This is a genomic window from Streptomyces sp. NPDC001270 (assembly GCF_042896695.1).
In the GTDB taxonomy this organism is placed as follows: domain Bacteria; phylum Actinomycetota; class Actinomycetes; order Streptomycetales; family Streptomycetaceae; genus Streptomyces.
Genome location: NZ_JBIAXM010000058.1, coordinates 13,159 through 32,830, shown reverse-complemented (window position 1 = coordinate 32,830; position 19,672 = coordinate 13,159). Strand labels below are relative to the sequence as shown.

Here is a 19,672-nt window from a genome sequence, read left to right as displayed (position 1 = left end):
TGGTCGCCTGGTACGACAACGAGTGGGGCTTCTCCAACCGCGTGATCGACACCCTCGAACTCCTCGCCACCCGCTGAGCCGACGGGCCGGAGACGCCCTCGCACGCCGCTCGCAGCGCACCCCGCCTCGTCGCCCTCGTCCGTGCTGGAGCCCACTTCGAAAACAGCCACCTTGTCGAACGACCTGGGGCTGCAGCGGCGTGTTCATCCTCAATCGGCCTGTGAATTATGCAGGTTGCCAGGTTCAGTTCGACTTGAGTGATCACGGCTGAGGGAGTGGAACGTGACCGGTGCAGGCAACCTGCGCCAGACGCTGCGGGGCATCGAGGTCTTCGCCGGCGAGCTTCCTGAGTTCGACCCTTCGCAGGCGCCGGACACACCGTTCGAGCTGTTCACCGAGTGGTTGCTCAAGGCGTTGGACGCCGGGGTGAAGGAGCCTCATGCCATGACGCTGGCCACGGCGGACGCCAGCGGTGATCCGACCGCCCGCGTACTCATTCTCAAGGACGTGAGCCCCCAGGGCTGGCAGTTTGCGTCGGACGCGAGCAGCCTCAAGGGCCGCGACCTCGCTGCCCGCCCCTATGCGGCGCTGACCTTCTACTGGGCACCGCTCGCCCAACAGGTCCGGGTGCGCGGACCGGTTGTGCGAGAGACCCCTGAACTGTGCGCTGCGGACTTCCTCGCCCGCGGTGCTGGGGCACGGGCGGAAGCCCTGCTCGGCCGGCAATCACAACCGCTCGCGGACTTGGCCGAGAGGGACGCACAAGTGGAGGCGTCGCTCACGCGGATCAAGAGCGAGCCCGACCTCGTGGCGCCAGGTTGGACGCTGTACTCAGTGCGCCCGGAGTCGGTGGAGTTCTGGCAGGGCGACAAGCAGCGCCGCCACACCCGGCTCGTATACCTGTCTTCACCCGACGGGTGGACCAAGCAGATGCTGTGGCCTTAACTCCATCCGATCCACAAGTATGGACAATTGCTCGCTGCGAAGCGGCTTCGATACTGGCCAGGAGTGACATTGAAGGCCCGCTTGAACGTGCGTTGCAGGGTCTCGGTAGTACCGAAGCCGCAGCAGTGAGCGATCGCCTCGATGGTGATGTCGCTGGTCTCCAACAGGTCATGGGAAGCCTCTATACGCGCGGTCTCGACGTATGCGGCAGGGGTGTGGCCGGTCTCAGCGCGGAAGACACGAGTGAGGTTGCGCTCGCTCATGCCGACCAGCGCGGCGAGCGCCGGCACGGTCGGCTCGTCGGCCAGATGGTCGGCGATCCATTCTGGGTCTGGCGTATCGGCTGTCGAGACGGGCGCTGCGCGGCCAGCTGCGTACTGAACTGGGCCTGGCCGCCAGGTCCCTGGAGGAACACCACGAACCACCTGGCGACAGCGCGGGCGATCATCGCTCCGTGGTCCTCCTCCACCATGGCCAACGCGAGGTCGATACCAGCGGTGATCCCGGCCGACGTCCAGACGTTGCCATCCCGCGTGAAGATGGGGTCAGGGCAGACAGCAATGTCGGGATACTCGCGGGCCAGCCGGTCGCGATAGCTCCAGTGCGTGGCAGCCCGACGGCCGTCGAGCAGCCCAGCACGCGCGAGAAACGCCGCCCCGGCCTCCACGTCCGGGATCCGGGCGAGTGGGATGCCGAGTTCCGTGAGACGGCGGATCTGCATCAGTCGCACGAGGCTCGGCCCGATACGCCTTGTAGCCGTTCGCCGGTCGTTCCGGCACGTCGGGCAACCCGACCTCGTGAGAGTACCGGTCGGTACGCAAAGTCGTACCGGCGAGCTGCGCGACCTCTCGTGCGCTCCGGCCCAGGCGATCCCTCCCTCTCCGCTCTCGACCATCTCGGCTTGACTGTGCCGCGGCGGCACGGTGTCTCATCCATGCGCAACCGCGAATCGCGGGAGTCGGACGCCGAGAAGGAACGTGATGCGAACATCGATGAATCCCGAGCGACGGAGTCGGGCGCGGACCCTGTGGCCCCTGGTGGCAGGTGCCTCATGGATCGGCTCCATCGTCTGGGTGGGCGGTCAGATCGGAGTCACAGGGGTGACAGCCGGCCTCGTCGTATCCGCTCTCGCCGCCGTCCCCGTCGCGGGCGCCTTCCTGTGGCTGGGCCGCTGGAAGCGCGAGCGTTCAGGGCGGCTCCTTTCCGCATTCGTTTGGGGTGCGTCGCTGGCTGCCTTCGCCGCGATTTGGTCGGAAGAAGCCCTGCAACATCTTGCCGACACCGCAGTGAGCACCGATTTTGGTCACTGGTTCCGCCCACTCGTGATCACCCCTGTCGCCGAAGAAGTCCTCAAAAGCCTCTTCGTACTGTGGGTGGTGATCTATCAGGCCAGGTGGCTCACCGGACTGCTCGACGGAATCGTCTACGCAGGTCTCGTCGGTACCGGATTCGCATGCACGGAGAACACTCTGTACCTCGGAAAAGCCGTAACAACCTTCGCAACAGACGTATCCGATCCACATGCAGCGGGACGACTCGCCGCAACGGTCTTCCTGCGGATGGTGATGCTTCCGTTCTTCCACCCGCTCATGGTCATCGTGTCCGCCTCAGGCATCGCTGCGGTTGTCCGAGAGCGCGGCCGATCTGCGCGCGCGGGGCTCGCTCTGGGCGCCCCGCTCATCGCCATCGCACTGCACGGCGCGTGGGACTGGGCCGGCCTCGCCAGCGGCGATCCGTTCCTGATCTACAAGATCTACGGAGGCATCCTGGTGCCTGCGTTCCTCACGATGCTGATCCTGGCGCTCGTGCTCCGCAGGAGGGCGGGGAAAATGGTGGCCGCCTCCCTGCCCGCGCTGGCACGCGACGGCCATATCGACCCCAGCGAGGTGACACCCCTCTCCCATCTCGGTCAACGCCGCCGCTGGAGGAAAGCCGTGCTACGCCACTCAGGTCGCGGTGCGGCCCAGGCCACAACGCGTTACCAAGCAGAGGCGAGCGGGCTCAGCATACGGACGACCCGTGCGCAGGCCACCGGACATGGGGACGGGCTGGACGAACAAGTGCGGACAGTGGCGGCGGCGAGGTCGGACATGCTGGGGGCGATCGCAGCCTCGCAAGGCTCTGTCAGACGGGCGGCCGTGTCTCACACTGGCCGGTAGCGGAACGTGAGTGGGCTCGTTGGCATCGGCTCGTGGCCGGACACGGTTGGGCCCGGTCGTCACCGTGCGAGACACAGCCGGACCCGCCTCTGAATTTCGTTGGTCAGTGCTCCCCCTGATCCATCACCAACGCGGACGTTCCCACAGCGCATGTGGCTCCCGCAGTTCGGCGTGGGTTGTCTCTCCGCCCAGCGAGCCTTTGGCCGGACAGGAGAGCTGGGGCCGCAGGCGCCGCCCGGGGATCCGCAGGATCGGACAGCGTGCCGAATCCCCCATTTGGCGCATAGCATGACATGAAGTGTTATCTACTGAATTGGCTCAGCGAGTCCACGTGTGGGCTGGAGCCGTTCGTGACCCCTCGCAAGGAGGACGGATGACGGACGGGGTGAGTCGGCAGGACGTGAGCGAGCGTCCTGCGATTTCAGAGCGGGTCGTGACACTCACGGTGAACGGCCGGTCGTACACCCTGCGCCTGGACACCCGGGTCACCCTGCTGGACGCCCTCCGCGACCGGCTCGGTCTCGTGGGCACGAAGAAGGGCTGCGACCAGGGCGCCTGCGGTGCGTGCACCGTACATCTGGATGGCAGGAGAGTGCTCTCCTGCCTGACCCTGGCGGCCCAGGCCGAGGATCGGGCGATCACCACGGTCGAGGGCGTCTCGGGCACCGACGGGCCGCACCCCGTGCAGCAGGCGTTCATGGAGCACGACGGTTTCCAGTGCGGCTTCTGCACGCCCGGACAGATCATGTCGGCGGTGGCGCTGATCGCTGAGGGCCGAGCCGGCTCCGACGAAGAGATCCGGGAGTTCATGAGCGGCAACTTGTGCCGCTGCGGTGCCTATCCCAACATCGTTGCCGCAATTCGCGAGGCGGCGTCCGGGAGAGGTCGCGATGCGCACCTTTGACTACGTGCGGGCCAACGACACCCAGGAGGCAGTGCGACTGCTGGCGGACGATCCGGCGGCGTCCTGCCTGGCGGGCGGCACGACCCAGCTCGACCTGATGAAGGACGGTGTGCTGGAGCCGCCGCGACTGATCGACATCACCAGGCTCCCGCTGCACGGCATCGAACGCCGCGGAGAGTCCTTGCACGTCGGGGCGCTCGCCACCATGGAGGAGCTGGCTGCCGATCCCACGGTTGCCGAGCGGTTGCCCATGGTGCGCGAGACCCTGCTGCTGGGCGCGTCGGTGCAGTTGCGGAACATGGCCACCATCGGGGGAAACCTGCTCCAACGCACACGCTGCCGATACTTCCGCGACCCCACGGTCGTCGAGTGCAACAAGCGCGCGCCGGGCTCGGGCTGCGCCGCGGTGCGGGGCGTGGCCCGTATGCACGCCGTGCTCGGGGTGAGCGAGCGGTGCGTCGCGCTGCACGCCTCCGACCTCGCCGTCGCACTGGTGGCACTCGACGCGGTCGTGCACATCATGGGTGTGTCGGCGCGTCGCACCGTGCCGCTGACGGAGTTCTACCTTGCGGCCGACCAGAGCCCGGAGCGCGAGAACGTCCTGGAGCACGCCGAGCTGATCACCGAGGTCGAGATCCCGCTGCCGCCGTCCGCCGCCCGGTCGGGCTACCTCAAGGTCCGCGACCGGACGTCGTACGAGTTCGCCCTGACCTCGGCCGCGGTGCTGCTCGTCGTGGGCGACGGCACGATCCGTCAGGCCCGGGTCGGGCTGGGCGGGGTGGGATCGAAGCCTTGGCGGGCCTACGAGGCGGAGCACGTGCTGACCGGCGCGCCGGTCGGCACGGCCGCGTTCCAGGACGCGGCCGACGCGGCGATGCGCGACGCCCGAACCGTCCCCGGCACGGCGTTCAAGGTTCCGCTCGCCCGTCGCACCCTGGTACGCGAGCTGCAGACAGTGTCAGGAGTGACCACATGAGCACCGTCGAGTACAGGCCGCTGGTCGGCGCGGGCATCAACCGGGTCGACGGCCCGCGCAAAGTGACCGGCACCGCGCCGTACCCGATGGACTTCAGTGTCCCCGGTCAAGCCTACGGTGCCGTGGTACAGAGCACCATCGCCGCGGGCCGGATCGTCCGCATGCACACCGAGGCGGCCGAGGGCTCCCCCGGTGTGCTCCTCGTCCTCACCCATGAAAACACCCCAGAGGTCGGGGCGGGTCCCACGACGGTCCTCGGGGAATCGCCTCCAGCGCCGCTGCGGAACGACCGGATCCTCCACCACGGTCAGCACATCGCCTTCGTGGTGGCCGAGACCCCGGAGCAGGCGACCGCCGCGGCGCGCCTGGTGCGGGCCGACTACGAAGTCACGGAACCGCTGCTGGACCTCCAGGACCCGCGGGCCGAACAACTCGTCGACCCGTGGCAGATGGACACCGTGAGGGGCAACACCACCGCCGCGCTGGAGACCGCCGAGGTGACCTTCCGGGCCGTCTACACGACGGCGGACAACACCAACAACCCGCTCGGGCTGTTCGCCACGCTGGCCGTATGGGAGGGCGACACGCTCACCGTCCACGACACCAGCCAGTGGCCGTCGATGGTGCGCACCACCCTCGCCATGGTCTTCGGCATCCCGGAGAGCTCAGTGCGGGTCCTGGTGCCCTATGTCGGCGGGGGTTTCGGCGCCGGTCTGCGCGTTTGGCCGCACGTGATCCTTACGTCTGTGGCCGCCCGGGTGCTCAACCGCCCGGTCAAACTGGTCCTGACCCGACCTCAGATGTTCACTTCTGTCGGGCACCGCCCCAGCGGGGTGCAGTGGCTCAGCATCGGTGCGGCGCGTGACGGCGAGCTGGTCGCTCTCGACCACCGCAGCCTTTCCTCCCTGAGCATGGAGGACAACGACTACGAGCCCTTCACCGCGGCAACCTCCTTCGCCTACCGGTGCCCGAACGCGATCACCCGGGATCGACAGGCGCGGATCAACATTGCCGTTCCGACATCGATGCGCGCCCCGGCCGAGGCGCAGGGCAACTTCGCGCTGGAGTCGGCCCTTGACGAGCTGTCCTACACCCTGGGCATGGACCCCCTGGAGCTGCGGCTCCGCAATCACGCCAGCGTCGACCCGCGCAACGGGCTGCCCTGGTCCAGCAAAGCCCTCCTGGAGTGCTACGACGTTGGCGCACGGCGTTTCGGCTGGTCGGATCGGAATCCTGAGCCGCGTTCCATGCGCGACGGCAACTGGCTCGTCGGCTATGGCATGGCGAGCGCGCTCTTCCCTCATTTCGCGCTTCCCTGTGCAGCTCAGGCCACCGTCAACGGCGACGGCAGCGCGCTGGTGCGCAGTGCGGCCACTGACATCGGCACCGGCACGTACACCGTGATGGCCCAACTGGCCGCCGAAGAGCTGGGCCTGCCTCTGGACCAGGTCCGCTTCGACCTGGGCGACTCCGACATGCCCAACTCGACGATGGCAGGCGGCTCCGGCCTGACCGGCGCCCTGGGCAACGCGGTGCACGACGCCTGCCGACGGCTGGTGCGCTCATTCGCGGAGTTCGCCCGCGGCGACGCCGACTCACCTCTGCGGGGGGTGTCCCCCAACGATGTGGAGTGCACGGAGGGAAGGATCCACCTCGCGGGCCGCCCGGATCGCGGGGAGCCGTACGTCGACATCCTCGCCCGGCACGGACTGTCCGAGCTGTCGGCCAACGGGAACAGTACCCCGCCGGTCCCCACCGAGCTGGGCATGTCCCTTGCTGGTGCGTACGGCGCCAAGTTCGTGGAGATCCGGGTCGACGCCGATCTCGGCCTGATCCGGGTCGTACGGGTGGTCTCCGTGATCGATGGCGGGCGCATCCTCAATGCGAAGACGGCGAGAAGCCAGATCATCGGCGGCACGGTCGGCGGTATCGGCCTGGCCCTTTACGAGGACACCGTCACCGACCCGCGCACCGGTCGCATCGCCAACGGCACGTTCGCCGACTACCTCGTCGCGGTCAACGCCGACATCCCCGAGCTTGACGTGGTCTTCGTCGGCGAGCCCGATCGCAGCACTCCCACCGGTACCAAAGGCGTCGGCGAGGTCGGTCTGGTCGGCATCGCACCCGCGATCGCCAACGCCGTCCACCATGCCACCGGAAAGCGTATCCGCGAGCTGCCGATCACCCTGGACGCCCTGCTTACTGACTTCGGCTCGTCGAGGTGACGCTGGATTTTCGAGGGTCAGATGAGCCGTGTCCAGTTCGTTGCGGATCATCCGTTCGGGAAGCTGGTGGCTTCTCAGCCCTGCTCAGACGAAGAACGCGTTCATGCCGGGGACGTCGGACAGGTAGGTCTCGATGCTTGCGATCTTGCCGTCGCGAAGACGGCAGACGGTGGAGACGTACTCGTCCAGCCGGACCTCGCCCCTGCGGGCGGTGTTGTGCAGGGACAGGGCCATGTTCTCGGGGCTGACCAGGATGTGCAGCAGCTCGAAGTTCAGACCGTAGGAGGCGATCTTCTTCGCCCGCTCCACGACCGCCTCGGCGCCGTCCGCCGTACCGGAGATGGTGTTGTCACCGGGGAGCGTCCAGACGGCATCGTCGGTGAGCAGGGTCCGGATACCGCCCCAGTCACCGGCGGCGAGGAAGGCGTGGAACGTCTTGCCGAGCTGGTGGGCGGCCTCGTACTGGGTCATGGGTTCTCCTCAGGAAAACGACTAAAGCGGCGATTTATACGCTAATCAGGCTAGGCTGGTTTGGCGTTAAAGCGCAACTCATTGCTTTAGGCTGGGGGTGTGCCCGCCATCCGGGCCCGGGGTCGGCCCCGACGCGTGCTGCGGTCAGACGAGGGCGAGGGCGAGAACGATGTGCACACCCGGCCCTCCTCCAGGTCCATGCTCGACCACCTCGACGTCGAAGGCCCGGATCGCAGGTATCCGCCATGGGATGCCCGTTGTGGACCTCCCTTTCGAGGATGTAGCCGACCTGCCCCGCCGCGTCCACTCGTGCTCAATGGCGCCCGCTGCTGCTCGATGGCCACGATCTTCCGCCGTGCGGTCTCCATCTGCCACGCCAGCCGGTCCTCCAGGGCGCGGGCGGGCGGGGGACTGGTCCCCGTGGCGGCAGAAACAGCCCTCGTCGCGGCCGCGCCCGGCGCGATCGTGCCTCTCGTGAGAGAGGCCGGGATCGGTGCGAGACTGGGACCGGAAGGGGTGATCCCCGTGTCGGACCCACCGCACACGTCCGCCGGTACCGACACCGCCGTCGATGAGAATCGGCTGGAAGAGCTGATCATCGAGGCGCAGACGGCCCTGCCCGTAGAACTGCCTGCCCTGGCGAACCGGTGCGCCTCGGCCCTCGGCTTCGACACCGCGCTGATCTACCTCATCGACCTGCAACAACGGCTGCTCGTCCCACTCGACGAGACCTTGGAGCCGCTGCCGGTGGCCGACTCGCTGGCCAGCTGGGCGTACCGCACCGTCTCCCCACGGCTGGCCGACGCCGACGACGGCGTGATCATATGGATGCCTCTGGTCGACGGCGCGGAGCGGCTGGGCGTGCTGGCAGTGCGGACCGCCTCGCTCGACGGGGTGCGACTGCGCCGCAGCCGGATGCTGGCCTATCTGTTCGCCATGCTGATCACCTCCAAGCGCGCCTACAGCGACTGGCTCGTCGCCCGCACCCGCACCGCGACCATGCGGTTGCCCACCGAGATGCTGCGGGCCTTCCTGCCACCCCGCACCATCGGCAGCAGCAGGTGCGTCTCGACCGCGGTTCTGGAACCGGCGTACGAAGTCGCCGGCGACGCCTTCGACCACTCGGTGGTCAAGGACGTGCTGCACACCCTGATCCTCGACTCCATGGGGCACGATCTGACCTCCGGCCTGACCGCGTCGGTCGCCATGGCGGCGGCGCGGAACGCCCGCCGCGGCGGTGGCGACCTGGCCGACGTCGTCGGCTCCGTCGACCAGGCGCTCGCCCGGTGGCTTCCCGACCAGTTCTGCACCGGCGTGCTGTGCCGGCTCGACGCGCAGACCGGGGTGCTGCGCTGGGTCAACTGCGGTCACCCGCCGCCGCTGCTGATTCGTGCCGACCGGGTGCTCGACGGGGCGCTGGACAGCCCCCCGCAGCCACCGATCGGCCTGGCCGGGCAACTCGCCCCGGCAGCCCGGCAGGTCCACGAGACAACACTGGAACCGGGCGACTGCGTGCTGCTCTACACCGACGGTGTCGTGGAGGCCCGCGGCATGGACGGTGCGGAGTTCGGCCTCGCCCGGTTCACCGACTTCATCATCAGCTCCTCCGCCGCCGGCCAGCGCCCGGCCGAGGTGCTACGGCTGCTCATCCAAGCCATCCTCGACCACGAGCGCAACCAACTGCGGGACGACGCGACCATCCTGCTCTTCGAATGGCGACCGCAGCACTGGTGACGGGCTCTGCGCCGGGCCTCGCTGCTCGTACGCCGTCTTCTCGCCCGAGCCGCACGCCGGCATCACCACACCACCGTCAAAGATTCCGGTCCGATTTTTTGGCCGCCGACGCAAGCGGTGGCTACGGTTGCGTCCAGTCCGCCTCATGACCACGCGTCTCCTGACGCCGTCTTGCAGAACATCAGAAGGTGCAGCCCATGACCTCGGTGAAGGAACGTCCGCCCGCGCTGTTCGCGGGGGCTTCGCGGCGGTGGGTGCGGCTGCTGCCGTGGGGTGTGGCGTTCGTGCTGTGCGTCGCTCTGCTGCCCACCACGATCCAGGTCCTCACCGCCGACTACGGCCTGCACGGCGGCCTCGCGAGCGCGCTGGCGGTTGCGCAGGCGGCGCCGCTGCTGCTCGCCGTCGTACGCCCGCTGCTGGCCTGGTACGTCATCTTCGCCGCGGACGTGTCCGGTGCGCTCGCCCTGCTCGCCGTCGACTTCGAGGAGCGGCTCCTGTGGCCGTTCCCGCCCATGGAGATCGTCGGGTACGTCGGTCTCTGCCTCGCCCTGGGCCTGCGCGAGCGGCGCCGGACGCTGCTGCTGGTATGGCTGGCGACGGCGGGCGCGAACGTCGGCCTGGAGTTCGCCGTGCCCGCCGGTTCGAGCAGCAAGGGCATGCTGCTCACCATTCTCAGTGGCGTCGCCCTCCTGCTTGCCGGTGCACTCCGTGAGCGGTCCGAGGCGCAGCGCAGGCTGGTCGAGCAGGAGACGATCAGCGAGGCCGAGCGCGACCGGCGGACGCTGCTGGAGGAACGTACCCGCATCGCGCGCGAGCTGCACGACGTGGTGGCGCACCATATGTCCGTCATCACGGTGCAGGCGGACACCGCGGCCTACCGCCTTGAGGTGCCGCCGGACGTGCAGGAGGAACTCACGTCCATCGCGGCGACCGCCCGGGAGTCCCTCGGCGAGATGCGAAGGCTCCTCGGCGTGCTGAGGAGCGAGGAGACGCACGGCGAGCTCGCACCCCAGCCGGGCCTGACGCAGATCGGACAGTTGGTGGAAGCGATGGTGAGAGCGGGCATGCCGGTGGAGTTCGCCCCCTGCGACGCCGAGGTTCCCGAGGCGGTGGGTCTCTCGGCGTACCGGATCGTCCAGGAAGCCCTCGCGAACGTCGTGCGGCACGCGCCGGGTGCCCCGACGCACGTGTCGGTTTCGCAGGACGGAGAGCGACTCACCGTCCTGGTCGTCAACGACCCGCCGCCGGAACTGCCCGCGGGGCCGCTTGAGGTGGGCGGCACCGGACACGGCCTCGTCGGCATGCGTGAACGGGTACGGCTCGTCGGTGGCACCATCGACGTGGGACCGCTGCCGGACGGCGGCTTCCGGATCGCCGCCCGACTTCCCCTGACGGAAGAGGACTTCACGTGACGACGCGCGTCATCATCGTCGACGACCAGGCCATGGTGCGGGGGGGCTTCGCCGCGCTGCTGGCCGCCCAGAGCGACATCGACGTGGTGGGCGAGGCCCCCGACGGTGCGCAGGGCGTCGAGCTGAGCCGGCGCACCCACCCCGACGTCGTGCTGATGGACGTGCGGATGCCCGAGATGGACGGCCTTGAGGCCGCGCGACGCCTCCTGACGCCGCCACCGGGTGTGACGCACCGTCCGCGCGTCCTGATGCTCACCACGTTCGACGTCGACGACTACGTCTACGAGGCGCTGCGGGCGGGCGCGAGCGGCTTCCTGCTGAAGGACGCGTCGCCGGCCGACCTCATCGCAGCGGTACGCGTCGTGGCCTCGGGCGACGCGCTGCTCGCCCCCTCCGTGACACGCCGTCTGATCGCGGACTTCGCCCGGCAACGGCCCACCGCCCGGAGCAAGCCGACACTGCGTCTCAAGGCCCTGACGGAACGCGAGACGGAGGTTCTCACCCTGGTGGCCCGCGGCCGGTCCAACACGGAGATCGCCCAGACCCTGGTGCTGGCCGAGCAGACGGTGAAGACGCACGTGAGCCGCGTCCTGACCAAGCTCGACCTGCGCGACCGCGCCCAAGCGGTGGTCTTCGCGTACGAGTCGGAGCTGGTCACGCCGGGTGAGTAGGGGCCCCTGAGGCCGCGGCCCGGGATTCCGGGCGCATCGCCGTCGGAGGGCACGAGAGCCTGCGGCCCGCGGTGCCGGCGTGGTGCGGTGCCCCCTGAGCCCCGCTGGGCCGCGGTCTCGTCGGGCCGCGGTCTCGTCGGGGGCCGGGCTCGCTCCACTCCAGGCACCTCCCACACAGCGAAGCGGTCCCCTTGTCCGGGGCTACGCCCCGGACTCCGGCACGGGGCGGGCTCCCCTGACGCCACGCCGGCGGCGGACCGGCCCGCCCGTCCCCCGGGTTCTTCCACCCGGCCGAGAGGGAAGGGCCCTGTCTCCTCCACCCCCTACCGGGGTAGCACCTCCGGTTTGGCTCCCGGGTATGACGTCCGGCGCGCAGCCGTCCCCGCACGCTCCGTTCCGTCGGAACGAGAGAAACGCGAAAGGGCGGAACATGAGGCTACGCAGCGGCAAACGACAGCAGGCGGACGACCGACCGGAGGTCCCGGCCGCCACGCCCGGTCTCGCCGTCGAGCTGCGCGGTGTCCGGCGGCAGTACGGCCGCGGCGCAGGTACCGTGCATGCGCTCACGGGCATCGACCTCGCCCTCCCCCGCGGCACGTTCACCGCCGTCATGGGCCCGTCCGGGTCCGGCAAGTCCACCTTCCTGCAGTGCGCCGCCGGGCTCGACCGGCCGTCGGAGGGTTCCGTGCGGCTCGGTGGTACGGAGATCACCGGCATGAGTGAGAACGAGCTCACCGAGCTGCGCCGCAGCCGCCTCGGCTTCGTCTTCCAGGCGTTCAACCTGCTGCCCTCCCTCACCGTCGAGCAGAACGTCCTGCTCCCCGTGCGCCTGGCCGGGCAACGCCAGGACCGCCACCGGGCGGCCGCGGTGCTCGCGCAGGTCGGGCTCGCCGACAAGGCGCGGCGCCGGCCCGGCGAGCTCTCCGGCGGCCAGCAGCAGCGCGTGGCCGTCGCCCGCGCCCTGGTCACCACCCCCGACGTGATCTTCGCGGACGAGCCCACCGGCGCCCTCGACACCGGCACCGCCGCCGAGGTCCTCAGCCTGCTGCGGAACGCGGTGGACACCCTCGGCGCCACCGTCGTCATGGTCACCCACGACCCGGCCGCGGCCGCCTGGGCCGACCGCGTGCTCTTCCTCGCCGACGGTGCCTTCGCCGACCGCCTCGCACGCGGTTCGGCGGAGCAGATCGCGGCACGGATGGCCGGACTCACCTCCCGTACGGGCGCGATGGCGGGTGCGGCGGCATGAAGCGCCCCAACGGACTCGCCCGGGAGGCCGTCCGCTTCAAGCCCGCGTCCTTCGCGGGGACCTTCCTCGCGCTGCTGATGTCCGCACTGGTCGTCTCGGCCTGCGGAATCCTGCTGGAGACCAGCCTGCGCGCGACGGTGCCGCCCGAACGGTACGCGAAGGCACCGGTCGTCGTCGCGGCGGACCAGTATGTGCGCGTGGCCACCGGTAGCGGCGAGGACCGCGAGGAGGAGGCGACCCCGCTGCCGGACACCGCACGGGTGGACGCCGGGCTGGCGGCGAGGGCCGCCGAGGCGCCGGGCTCGGCCACCGCCGTTGCGGACTTCACCTTCCCGGTGCGCGCGGCGCACGAAGGGGCAGACCCCGGCGCACGCGAACTGCCCGTCGAGGGCGGTGTGCTCACCGCACACGGCTGGGGCTCACACACCTTCACCGGTACCGCACTGACCACCGGCTCCGCGCCCCGCGAGGGCGAAGTAGTGCTCGACGCGGGTACGGCACGCGCCGCGAAGACCGCCGTCGGCGACACCGTCGTGCTGCGGACCGCCGCCGGGCAGCGGGACTTCCGCGTCGCCGGCGTCGCCGAAGCCGGTCCCGGGGACACCACCCGCGTTGCCGGCGCCCTGGCCTGGTTCGCCGACACCCAGGCCCCCACGCTCGCCGGCCACCCCGGCAGGGCCGACGCCATCGCCGTACTGGCGGAGCACGGCACCGACGCCGGCACCCTCGCCGACTCCGTGAAAAAGACTCTGGCCGGCTCCACCGCCTTGGTGAACGTCGGCGACGACCGCGGCGCCATCGAGGACCCGGGTCTCGGCTACGCCAAGGAGACGCTCTTCGGGATCGGCGGCTCCTTCGGCGGCATCGCCACCATCGTCGCAATCCTCACCGCGGCCGGGACCGTGGCCCTGTCCGTGTCCCAGCGTTCCCGTGAATTCGCCCTGCTGCGGGCCATCGGCGCCACCCCGCGGCAGATCCGCCGCGCGGTCGCGTCCGAAGCCCTGCTCGTCGCGCCGCTCGCCGGGATCATCGGCTGCCTGCCCGGCGTCGGGCTCGCACACTGGTGGTTCGGGCAGCTACAGGACCGCGGTGCCGTCCCGCACGCCGTGGACCTGCGCGTCTCCGGGTTCCCTCTCCTCGCTGCCGTCGGCACGGGTCTGCTCACCGCGCTCGCCGCCGGCTGGGTCGCCGGGCGCCGGCCCGCCAGGATCAAGCCGGGACAGGCGCTTGCCGAGGCGTCGGTGGAGCGGCTTCGGCCCGGCCTGGTCCGTACCGTGCTGGGCGTCGCCGCCCTCGTCGGCGGTGGGTTCCTCACCGGCCTCTCCGCCGGCTCCACTGGAGATGACGCGGCCGGCGCCGCCCTCGGTGTCGTCCTGCTCTTCATGTTCGCCGTCGCCCTGCTCGGCCCGCTGGTGGCGCGGCTGTGCGCGGGCCTGTTCGGCCTCCCCCTGCGCGGCGCGGGCCCGGCCGCCCGGCTCGCGGCCGCCAACTCCCGGGCCAACGCCCGCCGCCTGGCGTCCGCGATCACCCCGATCGTCCTCGCCATGGCCTTCGCCTCGACCCTCGTGTTCATGCACACCAGCGAGACGGGCGCCGCCGACAGGCAACTGCGCGCGGGCGTCACCGCGGACCACGTGGTCACGGATCCGGCCGGGCTCCCGGTGGACGCGGTCTCGCGGGCCGCCCGCGCGCCGGGGGTCGAAGCGGCCGTGGGCCTGCTGAACACACAGGTACTGGTGCCGGTCGGCTCCGGCGAATTCAGGTCGCTGATGGGCGCGGCGACCCAGGGTGTCACCGGTTCCGGCGCCGGGCTCGCGAAGGTGCAGGACCTGGACGTACGCGAAGGCAGCCTCCGCCGGCTCGGCGAGGGCCGGATCGCCATCGACAGGACCCTCGCGGACGCGGCGGACGCCGGCGTCGGCGACCGGCTCCCGCTCTACCTCCCCGACGGCACCGAGGCCGACCCCGAGATCGTCGCCGTCTACGGCCGCGGCCTCGGCCTGGCCACGGTGACCATGGTCCGGGCGTCCCTGGCCGGGCACGTCACCTCGGGCTTCGACAGCACACTGCTGGTACGGGGCGGCACGCAGAAGTCACTCACCGCCCTCGGCAAGGTCACCGACGCCTCCGGCTACGCCACCGAGCGGAACCTCGACGCGAAGCTGGGCGCCTGGACCAACAACACCATGGCCGCGGTCCTCAGCGGCTTCGCCGCCATCGCCGCCGTCAACACCCTGGTCATGACGGTCCGCGACCGCCGACGCGAGCTGAACACGCTGCGTCTGGTCGGCTCCACCCGGCGTCAGGTGCTGACGATGCTCCGCTGGGAGGCCGTGCTGGTCTCGACGGTGGGCGTGGTCCTCGGCTCCGCGATCGCCGCGGCCACGCTGATCCCGATGATGCGCGGCACGACCGGCGAGGGGCCGTACGTACCCCCGCTGGTCTACGGCTCCTTCGTGGCCGCCTGCGGCGGCCTGGCACTGCTCGCGGTCACGCTGCCCGCGCGAGCGGCACTGCGCCGCCGGTCGTAACACGAGCGCCGCACCTGCGGCTCACCCCCTTTACTCACCGACACCAAAGGAAGAAACGTTCATGACCACAGCCCTGGCTCCCCAGGTCCGCATCGGGAAGGCCGCTGTCGGGACCCTCGGCCTACTGGCACTGTCCACCGGTGCCCTGGAGTCGGTGGTGACACCCACGCTCCCGCTTCTCCAACGCGAACTGAACATGAGTCCGGCTGAAGGGGCGCTGCTGAGCATCGTGCTCCTGATCGCCGGCGCGCTGGTCACACCGCTGGCAGGCAAGTTCGGCGACCGCTACGGCGGGAAGCGGGTCCTCATCCGGCTGATGGCGGTGGTCTCGGTGGGGGGCCTGGTGTCCGCCCTGGCGCCGAACCTGCCCGTGCTGCTGCTCGGCCAGGTACTGCAAGGGGCGATGGTGGGCGCGCTGCCCCTGTCGTTCATCGTGGTACGCAAACGCCTCCCTGCAGGCGAGTCGAAGGTGGCCATCGGCGTGGTCAGCGGACTCTTCGTCGGAGGCGGGATGGCCGGCACACTGTCGGCCGGGCCGGTGGCGGAAACACTCTCCCGGCACTGGATGTTCGCGCTGCCGACGGTCGCGGTCATCGGCGCCACCCTGCTGGTGAACCGGGCGATGCCGTCCGATCCGCCCAGCCGGTCGGACGACGCCGGGATCGACTGGCCCGGCCTGCTGCTCCTGAGCGGGACGCTGGTCACGCTCATGCTCGTCCTCGCGCTGGCACCCGGCCTCGGCTCGCAGCCACTCGTGCTCGGCACCCTGGTCGTGGTTCTGGCCGCCTTCGTCACCGGATGGGTGGCCGTCGAACGGCGGGCGGCCGTGCCCATGATCGACCTGCGCATGCTGGCCCGGCCCGCGATATGGAAAGCGTGCGTGCTGACCTTCGTGATCTGCCTCGGCACCTCCATGGCGGTCTTCCTCGTTCCACAGCTGTTCGACGAGCGCGGCGACGGGTACGGATTCGGGGCCAGCGCCACCGACATCGGCTTCTTCCTGCTGCCCGGAGCCATCGCCGCATCGCTGGCCGGGCCGCTCGGCGGGATCGGAGACCGGCGTTTCGGCTCGCGCGCCGTGGTCGACGCCGGCGTCGTCATGATGGCCGTCTCCCTGGTCGCCCTGGCGGCCGTGCACACCGAGGTCTGGCACCTGGTCGTCGCCAAGGCGCTGATCGCGCTGGCCAACGGCCTGTGCGTCACGGCGATGATGACCAGCACCGCCACCGCCGTCGACCCGGACGACACCGGTATCGCCACCAGTCTGATCCTGGTGAGCCGCGTACTCGGCTACGCCGTCGGCGGACAGCTCGGCGGTGCGCTGCTCAGCGCCGCAACCCCTCCCGGGTCGGAGACCGCGGCCGAATCGGCCTACGTCACCGGCTTCGTCATAGCCGGCGCCGTCACGGCGCTGGCCCTGCTGGTCACACGCACCATGAACGAAGGAGTCAAGGAATGATCCGCACCGACCGGCCGAGAAGCGTCCGTACCAACCCGAGGGGCAAGGTCCTGATCTCGGGGGCCAGCATCGCGGGTCCCGCCCTGGCGTTCTGGCTGAACCGCTACGGGTACGAGGTCACGGTGGTGGAGAAGGCGCCCACACCGCGTGGTGGCGGCTATCCCATCGACGTGCGCGGCACGGCGCTGGAGGTCGTCAGCAGGATGGGGATCCTGCCACGGCTGCGGGAGGCGCACATCGACCTGCGCCGGCTGACCTTTCTGGACGCGGACGGCAGTGAGGTGACCTCGGTCCACCCGCACAACGTCACCGGCGGCGTCGCGGGACGGGACCTGGAGGTGCGGCGCGGGGATCTGTCCGACGTGCTGTACACCGCGGTCCGTGACGATGTGGAGTTCGTGTTCAACGATTCCATCGACACCCTGGACCAGTTCGGCGCCGGGGTCGATGTCACCTTCCGCCGGGGCGGCAGCCGCACGTTCGACATGGTGTTCGCCGCGGACGGTCTGCACTCGTCCACCCGGGAGATGCTGTTCGGTCCCGAGGAGCAGTTCCACCACTACCTCGGCTACTGCTTCGCGGTGTTCACCATGCGCAACACCTTCGGGCTCTCCCGCGAGACGGTGATGTGGAACAGTCCGGGCAGGGCCGCGGCGCTCTACGCGGCGGGAGACAACGACGAGGTCCACGCTTTCTTGAACTTCGCCCACCCGGAACCGCCGTTCGACGCGTTCCCGAACCCGGAAGCCCAACGGGACCTGGTCGCCACGGCCTTCGCCGACGCGGGATGGGAGGTTCCGGGCATGCTGGCCGTGCTGCGCGACGCGGAAGACCTGTTCTTCGACGCGGTGAGCCAGATCCGCGTGCCGCGCTGGTCCAGCGGCAGGGTCGCCCTGGTGGGCGATGCCGCGTGGGCGCCGTCGTTCCTCACCGGGCAGGGCACGAGCCTCGCGCTGGTCGGCGCCTATATGCTCGCCACTTCCCTGACCGACCGGGACCACACCGCGGGCTTCACTGCTTACGAACAGGACACGCGTGAGTTCGTGACCGTGAACCAGAACCTGATCGCCAAGGGTGGTGCCACACTCTTCCCGACCACTCCCCAGGCCCTGGAAGAACGCAACAACAGGCTGCGCAAACTCTCCGCCATTCCCTCCGGGCAGGGCCGGCCGGCCCACTCGGCCCTTACCCTGCCGCGGGAGGTGCTGCATCCATGATCGGGAGGTACGCCGAAGACCGGGCGGAGTCCGTGCGACCGCCTTGTCCGAGCGCGAGGCTGATTGACCCGATCAGCCGTCAGCTCTTCTTCAGCTCCTCGGCGAGCATCACAAGGATGCCGCTGGGACCGCGGAGGTACGTGAGCTTGTAGACGTCCGCATAGGTCGCCACACCGCGAAGCGGACGGCATCCGTGCTTTGCGGCTGCCTCAAGGGCTTTGTCGATGTCGTCGACTGAGAAGGCGACGCGATGCATGCCAATCTCGTTGGGACGAGTGGGCTTCGACTCGATCGCTTCGGGGTGGATGTACTCGAAGAGCTCTAGGCGACCGTGACCGTCTGGCGTCTGGAGCATCGCAATGTTGGCGTGATTGCCATCAAGGCCGACAGCGGTGTCGGTCCACTCACCACTGACCGTGTCACGGCCGACGACCGTGAGGCCGAGGTCCGTGAAAAAGGAGATCGTTGCTTCGAGGTCACGAACGGCGATGCCGACGTTCTCAAGTTTGATGGCCATGCACTGCATGCTAGTAGGTTGTCGCGGCTTATTTTTGCCGTGTGGTTGGGTAGAGGTGGCGGAGTTTCACGCGGGCGTCGTCGGTGGTGAAGTGCCACGCGACTTGGCGCTGGTCGTTGTTGGTCTGCTGCTGCCAGGCGGCGAGTTCGGCGTTGCGCACGGCGAGGTCGTCGATGCGGCGGTCCAGGCACTGGCGGGTGAGCGCGGAGAGCTCGATCTCGGCGATGTTGAGCCAGGACCCGTGTTTGGGGGTGTGGTGGATCTCCAGGCGCTGGGCCAGCGCGAATGCCTTCCCCGGGTCGAACGCCTCGTAGAGCGAGGCGATGGTGTGGGTGTTGAGGTTGTCCATCACCAGCACGACCGTGGCGGCGTCGGGGTGGTCCACGGTCATCAGGTGCTCGACCTGGTGCGCCCAGTCGACCTTGGTCCGGCGGGGCCGGGCGTCCACGCGTCGCCATCCGCGCAGCGGCTCGACCCAGCAGAAGATCGGGCAGGTCCCCGAGCGGACGTACTCGTTGTCCTCGCGGCGGTCACGTCCGGGCCGCGCGGGAAGCGGATCGCGGACGTGGCCGGGCAACTGGTACGGCTTCTCGTCCATGCACACCACCGGACGTGCCGGATCGAAGGGCCGGGCGTAGACAGCCAGGACGTCTTCCATCCGGGCCGCGAACTGCGCGTTCGCCCGTGGTGGGATGGTCCAGCACTTCTTCGGATGAGGACGCAGTTCCGTTTTTTTAAGACGCGTCCGAGGGTGGAGTGGTCCAGATCCGGGATGTCCTCGACCAGCGCGACGTGCTTCTCCAGCAGCCGCAGCGACCACCGGGCATGTCCCTTCGGGGGCGTTGAGCAGGCCAACGCGATCAGCCTCGCCTCGACCTCGCCGGTCACCGGGGAGGGCACCGGCGGGAACGCGCGCTCCTTCCGGCCGACCGTGGCCCACACATCGCCGCCGGTCTCCACGTACCGCTTCGAGATCAGGCGGACCGACTCGCACGAGACCCCGCCCCGCTCTGCGATCACCGCCCGCGGATCGACCTCACCGACCGACGTGTCCAACGCGAGCAGCACCCGCGCCCGCCTGATCATCGACGCGCTGCGGACCCCCGTCGTCGTCACCCGTACCAACGCCCGACGATCCTCAACACTCAACGCAACCGGATACTTCTTCTGCGAGGACACAGCACCCCCTGCCCGACCAAACG

General features: G+C 69.7%; 17 protein-coding genes and 1 pseudogene. 12 read left to right on the top strand and 6 right to left on the bottom strand.

The annotated features are described in order from the left end of the window. The first annotated feature begins 282 nt into the window (after window positions 1-282). Window positions 283-945, top strand: a complete 663-nt coding sequence (locus ACFY2B_RS43805) for a pyridoxal 5'-phosphate synthase (RefSeq protein WP_390768655.1) — start codon at window positions 283-285, stop codon at window positions 943-945. Here ACFY2B_RS43805 and ACFY2B_RS43800 read toward each other — a convergent pair. Together ACFY2B_RS43800 and ACFY2B_RS43795 are read right to left on the bottom strand one after the other, a co-directional pair. Further along, on the bottom strand, window positions 942-1,208 hold the full coding sequence (locus ACFY2B_RS43800; protein WP_390768654.1) for a helix-turn-helix domain-containing protein: 267 nt from the start codon (window positions 1,206-1,208) through the stop codon (window positions 942-944). The two genes, ACFY2B_RS43805 and ACFY2B_RS43800, sit on opposite strands and share 4 nt — an antisense overlap. After that, the gene (locus tag ACFY2B_RS43795) at window positions 1,205-1,666 is read right to left on the bottom strand and encodes a GlxA family transcriptional regulator (protein WP_390768653.1); all 462 of its coding nucleotides are present in this window, start codon (window positions 1,664-1,666) and stop codon (window positions 1,205-1,207) included. Before ACFY2B_RS43795 ends, ACFY2B_RS43800 begins: the two co-directional genes overlap by 4 nt. Window positions 1,667-2,045: 379 nt before the next feature. On the opposite strand from ACFY2B_RS43795, the gene ACFY2B_RS43790 reads away from it, so the two are divergent. From ACFY2B_RS43790 to ACFY2B_RS43775, 4 genes are all read left to right on the top strand, one after another. Further along, window positions 2,046-3,104: a PrsW family intramembrane metalloprotease gene (locus ACFY2B_RS43790; RefSeq protein WP_390768652.1), complete on the top strand. Its 1,059-nt coding sequence runs from the start codon at window positions 2,046-2,048 to the stop codon at window positions 3,102-3,104. Window positions 3,105-3,477: 373 nt separating this feature from the next. Next, the gene (locus ACFY2B_RS43785) at window positions 3,478-4,008 is read left to right on the top strand and encodes a (2Fe-2S)-binding protein (RefSeq protein ID WP_390768651.1); all 531 of its coding nucleotides are present in this window, start codon (window positions 3,478-3,480) and stop codon (window positions 4,006-4,008) included. Next, window positions 3,995-4,984: an FAD binding domain-containing protein gene (locus ACFY2B_RS43780; RefSeq protein ID WP_390768650.1), complete on the top strand. Its 990-nt coding sequence runs from the start codon at window positions 3,995-3,997 to the stop codon at window positions 4,982-4,984. Before ACFY2B_RS43785 ends, ACFY2B_RS43780 begins: the two co-directional genes overlap by 14 nt. Next, complete coding sequence (locus ACFY2B_RS43775) at window positions 4,981-7,209, top strand: xanthine dehydrogenase family protein molybdopterin-binding subunit (protein WP_390768649.1); 2,229 nt, start codon at window positions 4,981-4,983, stop codon at window positions 7,207-7,209. The genes ACFY2B_RS43780 and ACFY2B_RS43775 overlap by 4 nt, the downstream gene beginning before the upstream one ends. An 84-nt stretch (window positions 7,210-7,293) precedes the next feature. Here the strand turns inward: ACFY2B_RS43775 and ACFY2B_RS43770 are convergent, their stop codons facing one another. Continuing rightward, entirely contained in the window at window positions 7,294-7,680 is a 387-nt protein-coding gene (locus tag ACFY2B_RS43770; protein ID WP_390768648.1) for a nuclear transport factor 2 family protein, read from the bottom strand. Window positions 7,681-8,196: 516 nt separating this feature from the next. Between ACFY2B_RS43770 and ACFY2B_RS43765 the strand changes: the two genes are divergently transcribed. The 7 genes from ACFY2B_RS43765 to ACFY2B_RS43735 all read left to right on the top strand — a co-directional run bounded on the left by ACFY2B_RS43765 (window position 8,197) and on the right by ACFY2B_RS43735 (window position 17,953). Further along, window positions 8,197-9,414 (top strand): PP2C family protein-serine/threonine phosphatase, encoded by a 1,218-nt coding sequence (locus ACFY2B_RS43765; protein ID WP_390768657.1) that lies wholly within the window; start codon window positions 8,197-8,199, stop codon window positions 9,412-9,414. A gap of 197 nt (window positions 9,415-9,611) precedes the next feature. Beyond that, a complete protein-coding gene (locus ACFY2B_RS43760; protein WP_390768647.1) occupies window positions 9,612-10,826 on the top strand; it encodes a sensor histidine kinase in 1,215 nt (404 codons plus the stop codon). Continuing rightward, window positions 10,823-11,497: a response regulator gene (locus ACFY2B_RS43755; RefSeq protein ID WP_390768646.1), complete on the top strand. Its 675-nt coding sequence runs from the start codon at window positions 10,823-10,825 to the stop codon at window positions 11,495-11,497. Before ACFY2B_RS43760 ends, ACFY2B_RS43755 begins: the two co-directional genes overlap by 4 nt. Window positions 11,498-11,927: 430 nt before the next feature. Further along, complete coding sequence (locus ACFY2B_RS43750) at window positions 11,928-12,746, top strand: ABC transporter ATP-binding protein (protein ID WP_390768645.1); 819 nt, start codon at window positions 11,928-11,930, stop codon at window positions 12,744-12,746. Continuing rightward, window positions 12,743-15,277: an ABC transporter permease gene (locus tag ACFY2B_RS43745; RefSeq protein WP_390768644.1), complete on the top strand. Its 2,535-nt coding sequence runs from the start codon at window positions 12,743-12,745 to the stop codon at window positions 15,275-15,277. The genes ACFY2B_RS43750 and ACFY2B_RS43745 overlap by 4 nt, the downstream gene beginning before the upstream one ends. A 61-nt stretch (window positions 15,278-15,338) precedes the next feature. Beyond that, window positions 15,339-16,736, top strand: a complete 1,398-nt coding sequence (locus tag ACFY2B_RS43740; protein WP_390768643.1) for an MFS transporter — start codon at window positions 15,339-15,341, stop codon at window positions 16,734-16,736. Next, window positions 16,733-17,953, top strand: a complete 1,221-nt coding sequence (locus tag ACFY2B_RS43735) for an FAD-dependent monooxygenase (protein ID WP_390768642.1) — start codon at window positions 16,733-16,735, stop codon at window positions 17,951-17,953. The genes ACFY2B_RS43740 and ACFY2B_RS43735 overlap by 4 nt, the downstream gene beginning before the upstream one ends. Before the next feature lie 79 nt (window positions 17,954-18,032). Here ACFY2B_RS43735 and ACFY2B_RS43730 read toward each other — a convergent pair whose 3' ends face one another. The 3 genes and pseudogenes from ACFY2B_RS43730 to ACFY2B_RS43720 form a co-directional block, all read right to left on the bottom strand. Further along, the gene (locus tag ACFY2B_RS43730) at window positions 18,033-18,470 is read right to left on the bottom strand and encodes a VOC family protein (protein WP_390768641.1); all 438 of its coding nucleotides are present in this window, start codon (window positions 18,468-18,470) and stop codon (window positions 18,033-18,035) included. 28 nt (window positions 18,471-18,498) lie between these two features. Then, window positions 18,499-19,290: an IS630 family transposase gene (locus ACFY2B_RS43725; protein ID WP_390768640.1), complete on the bottom strand. Its 792-nt coding sequence runs from the start codon at window positions 19,288-19,290 to the stop codon at window positions 18,499-18,501. Then, window positions 19,218-19,556: pseudogene (locus tag ACFY2B_RS43720) on the bottom strand (helix-turn-helix domain-containing protein); the annotation flags it as partial. The gene ACFY2B_RS43725 and the pseudogene ACFY2B_RS43720, both read right to left, overlap by 73 nt. Between the last annotated feature and the right edge of the window lie 116 nt (window positions 19,557-19,672).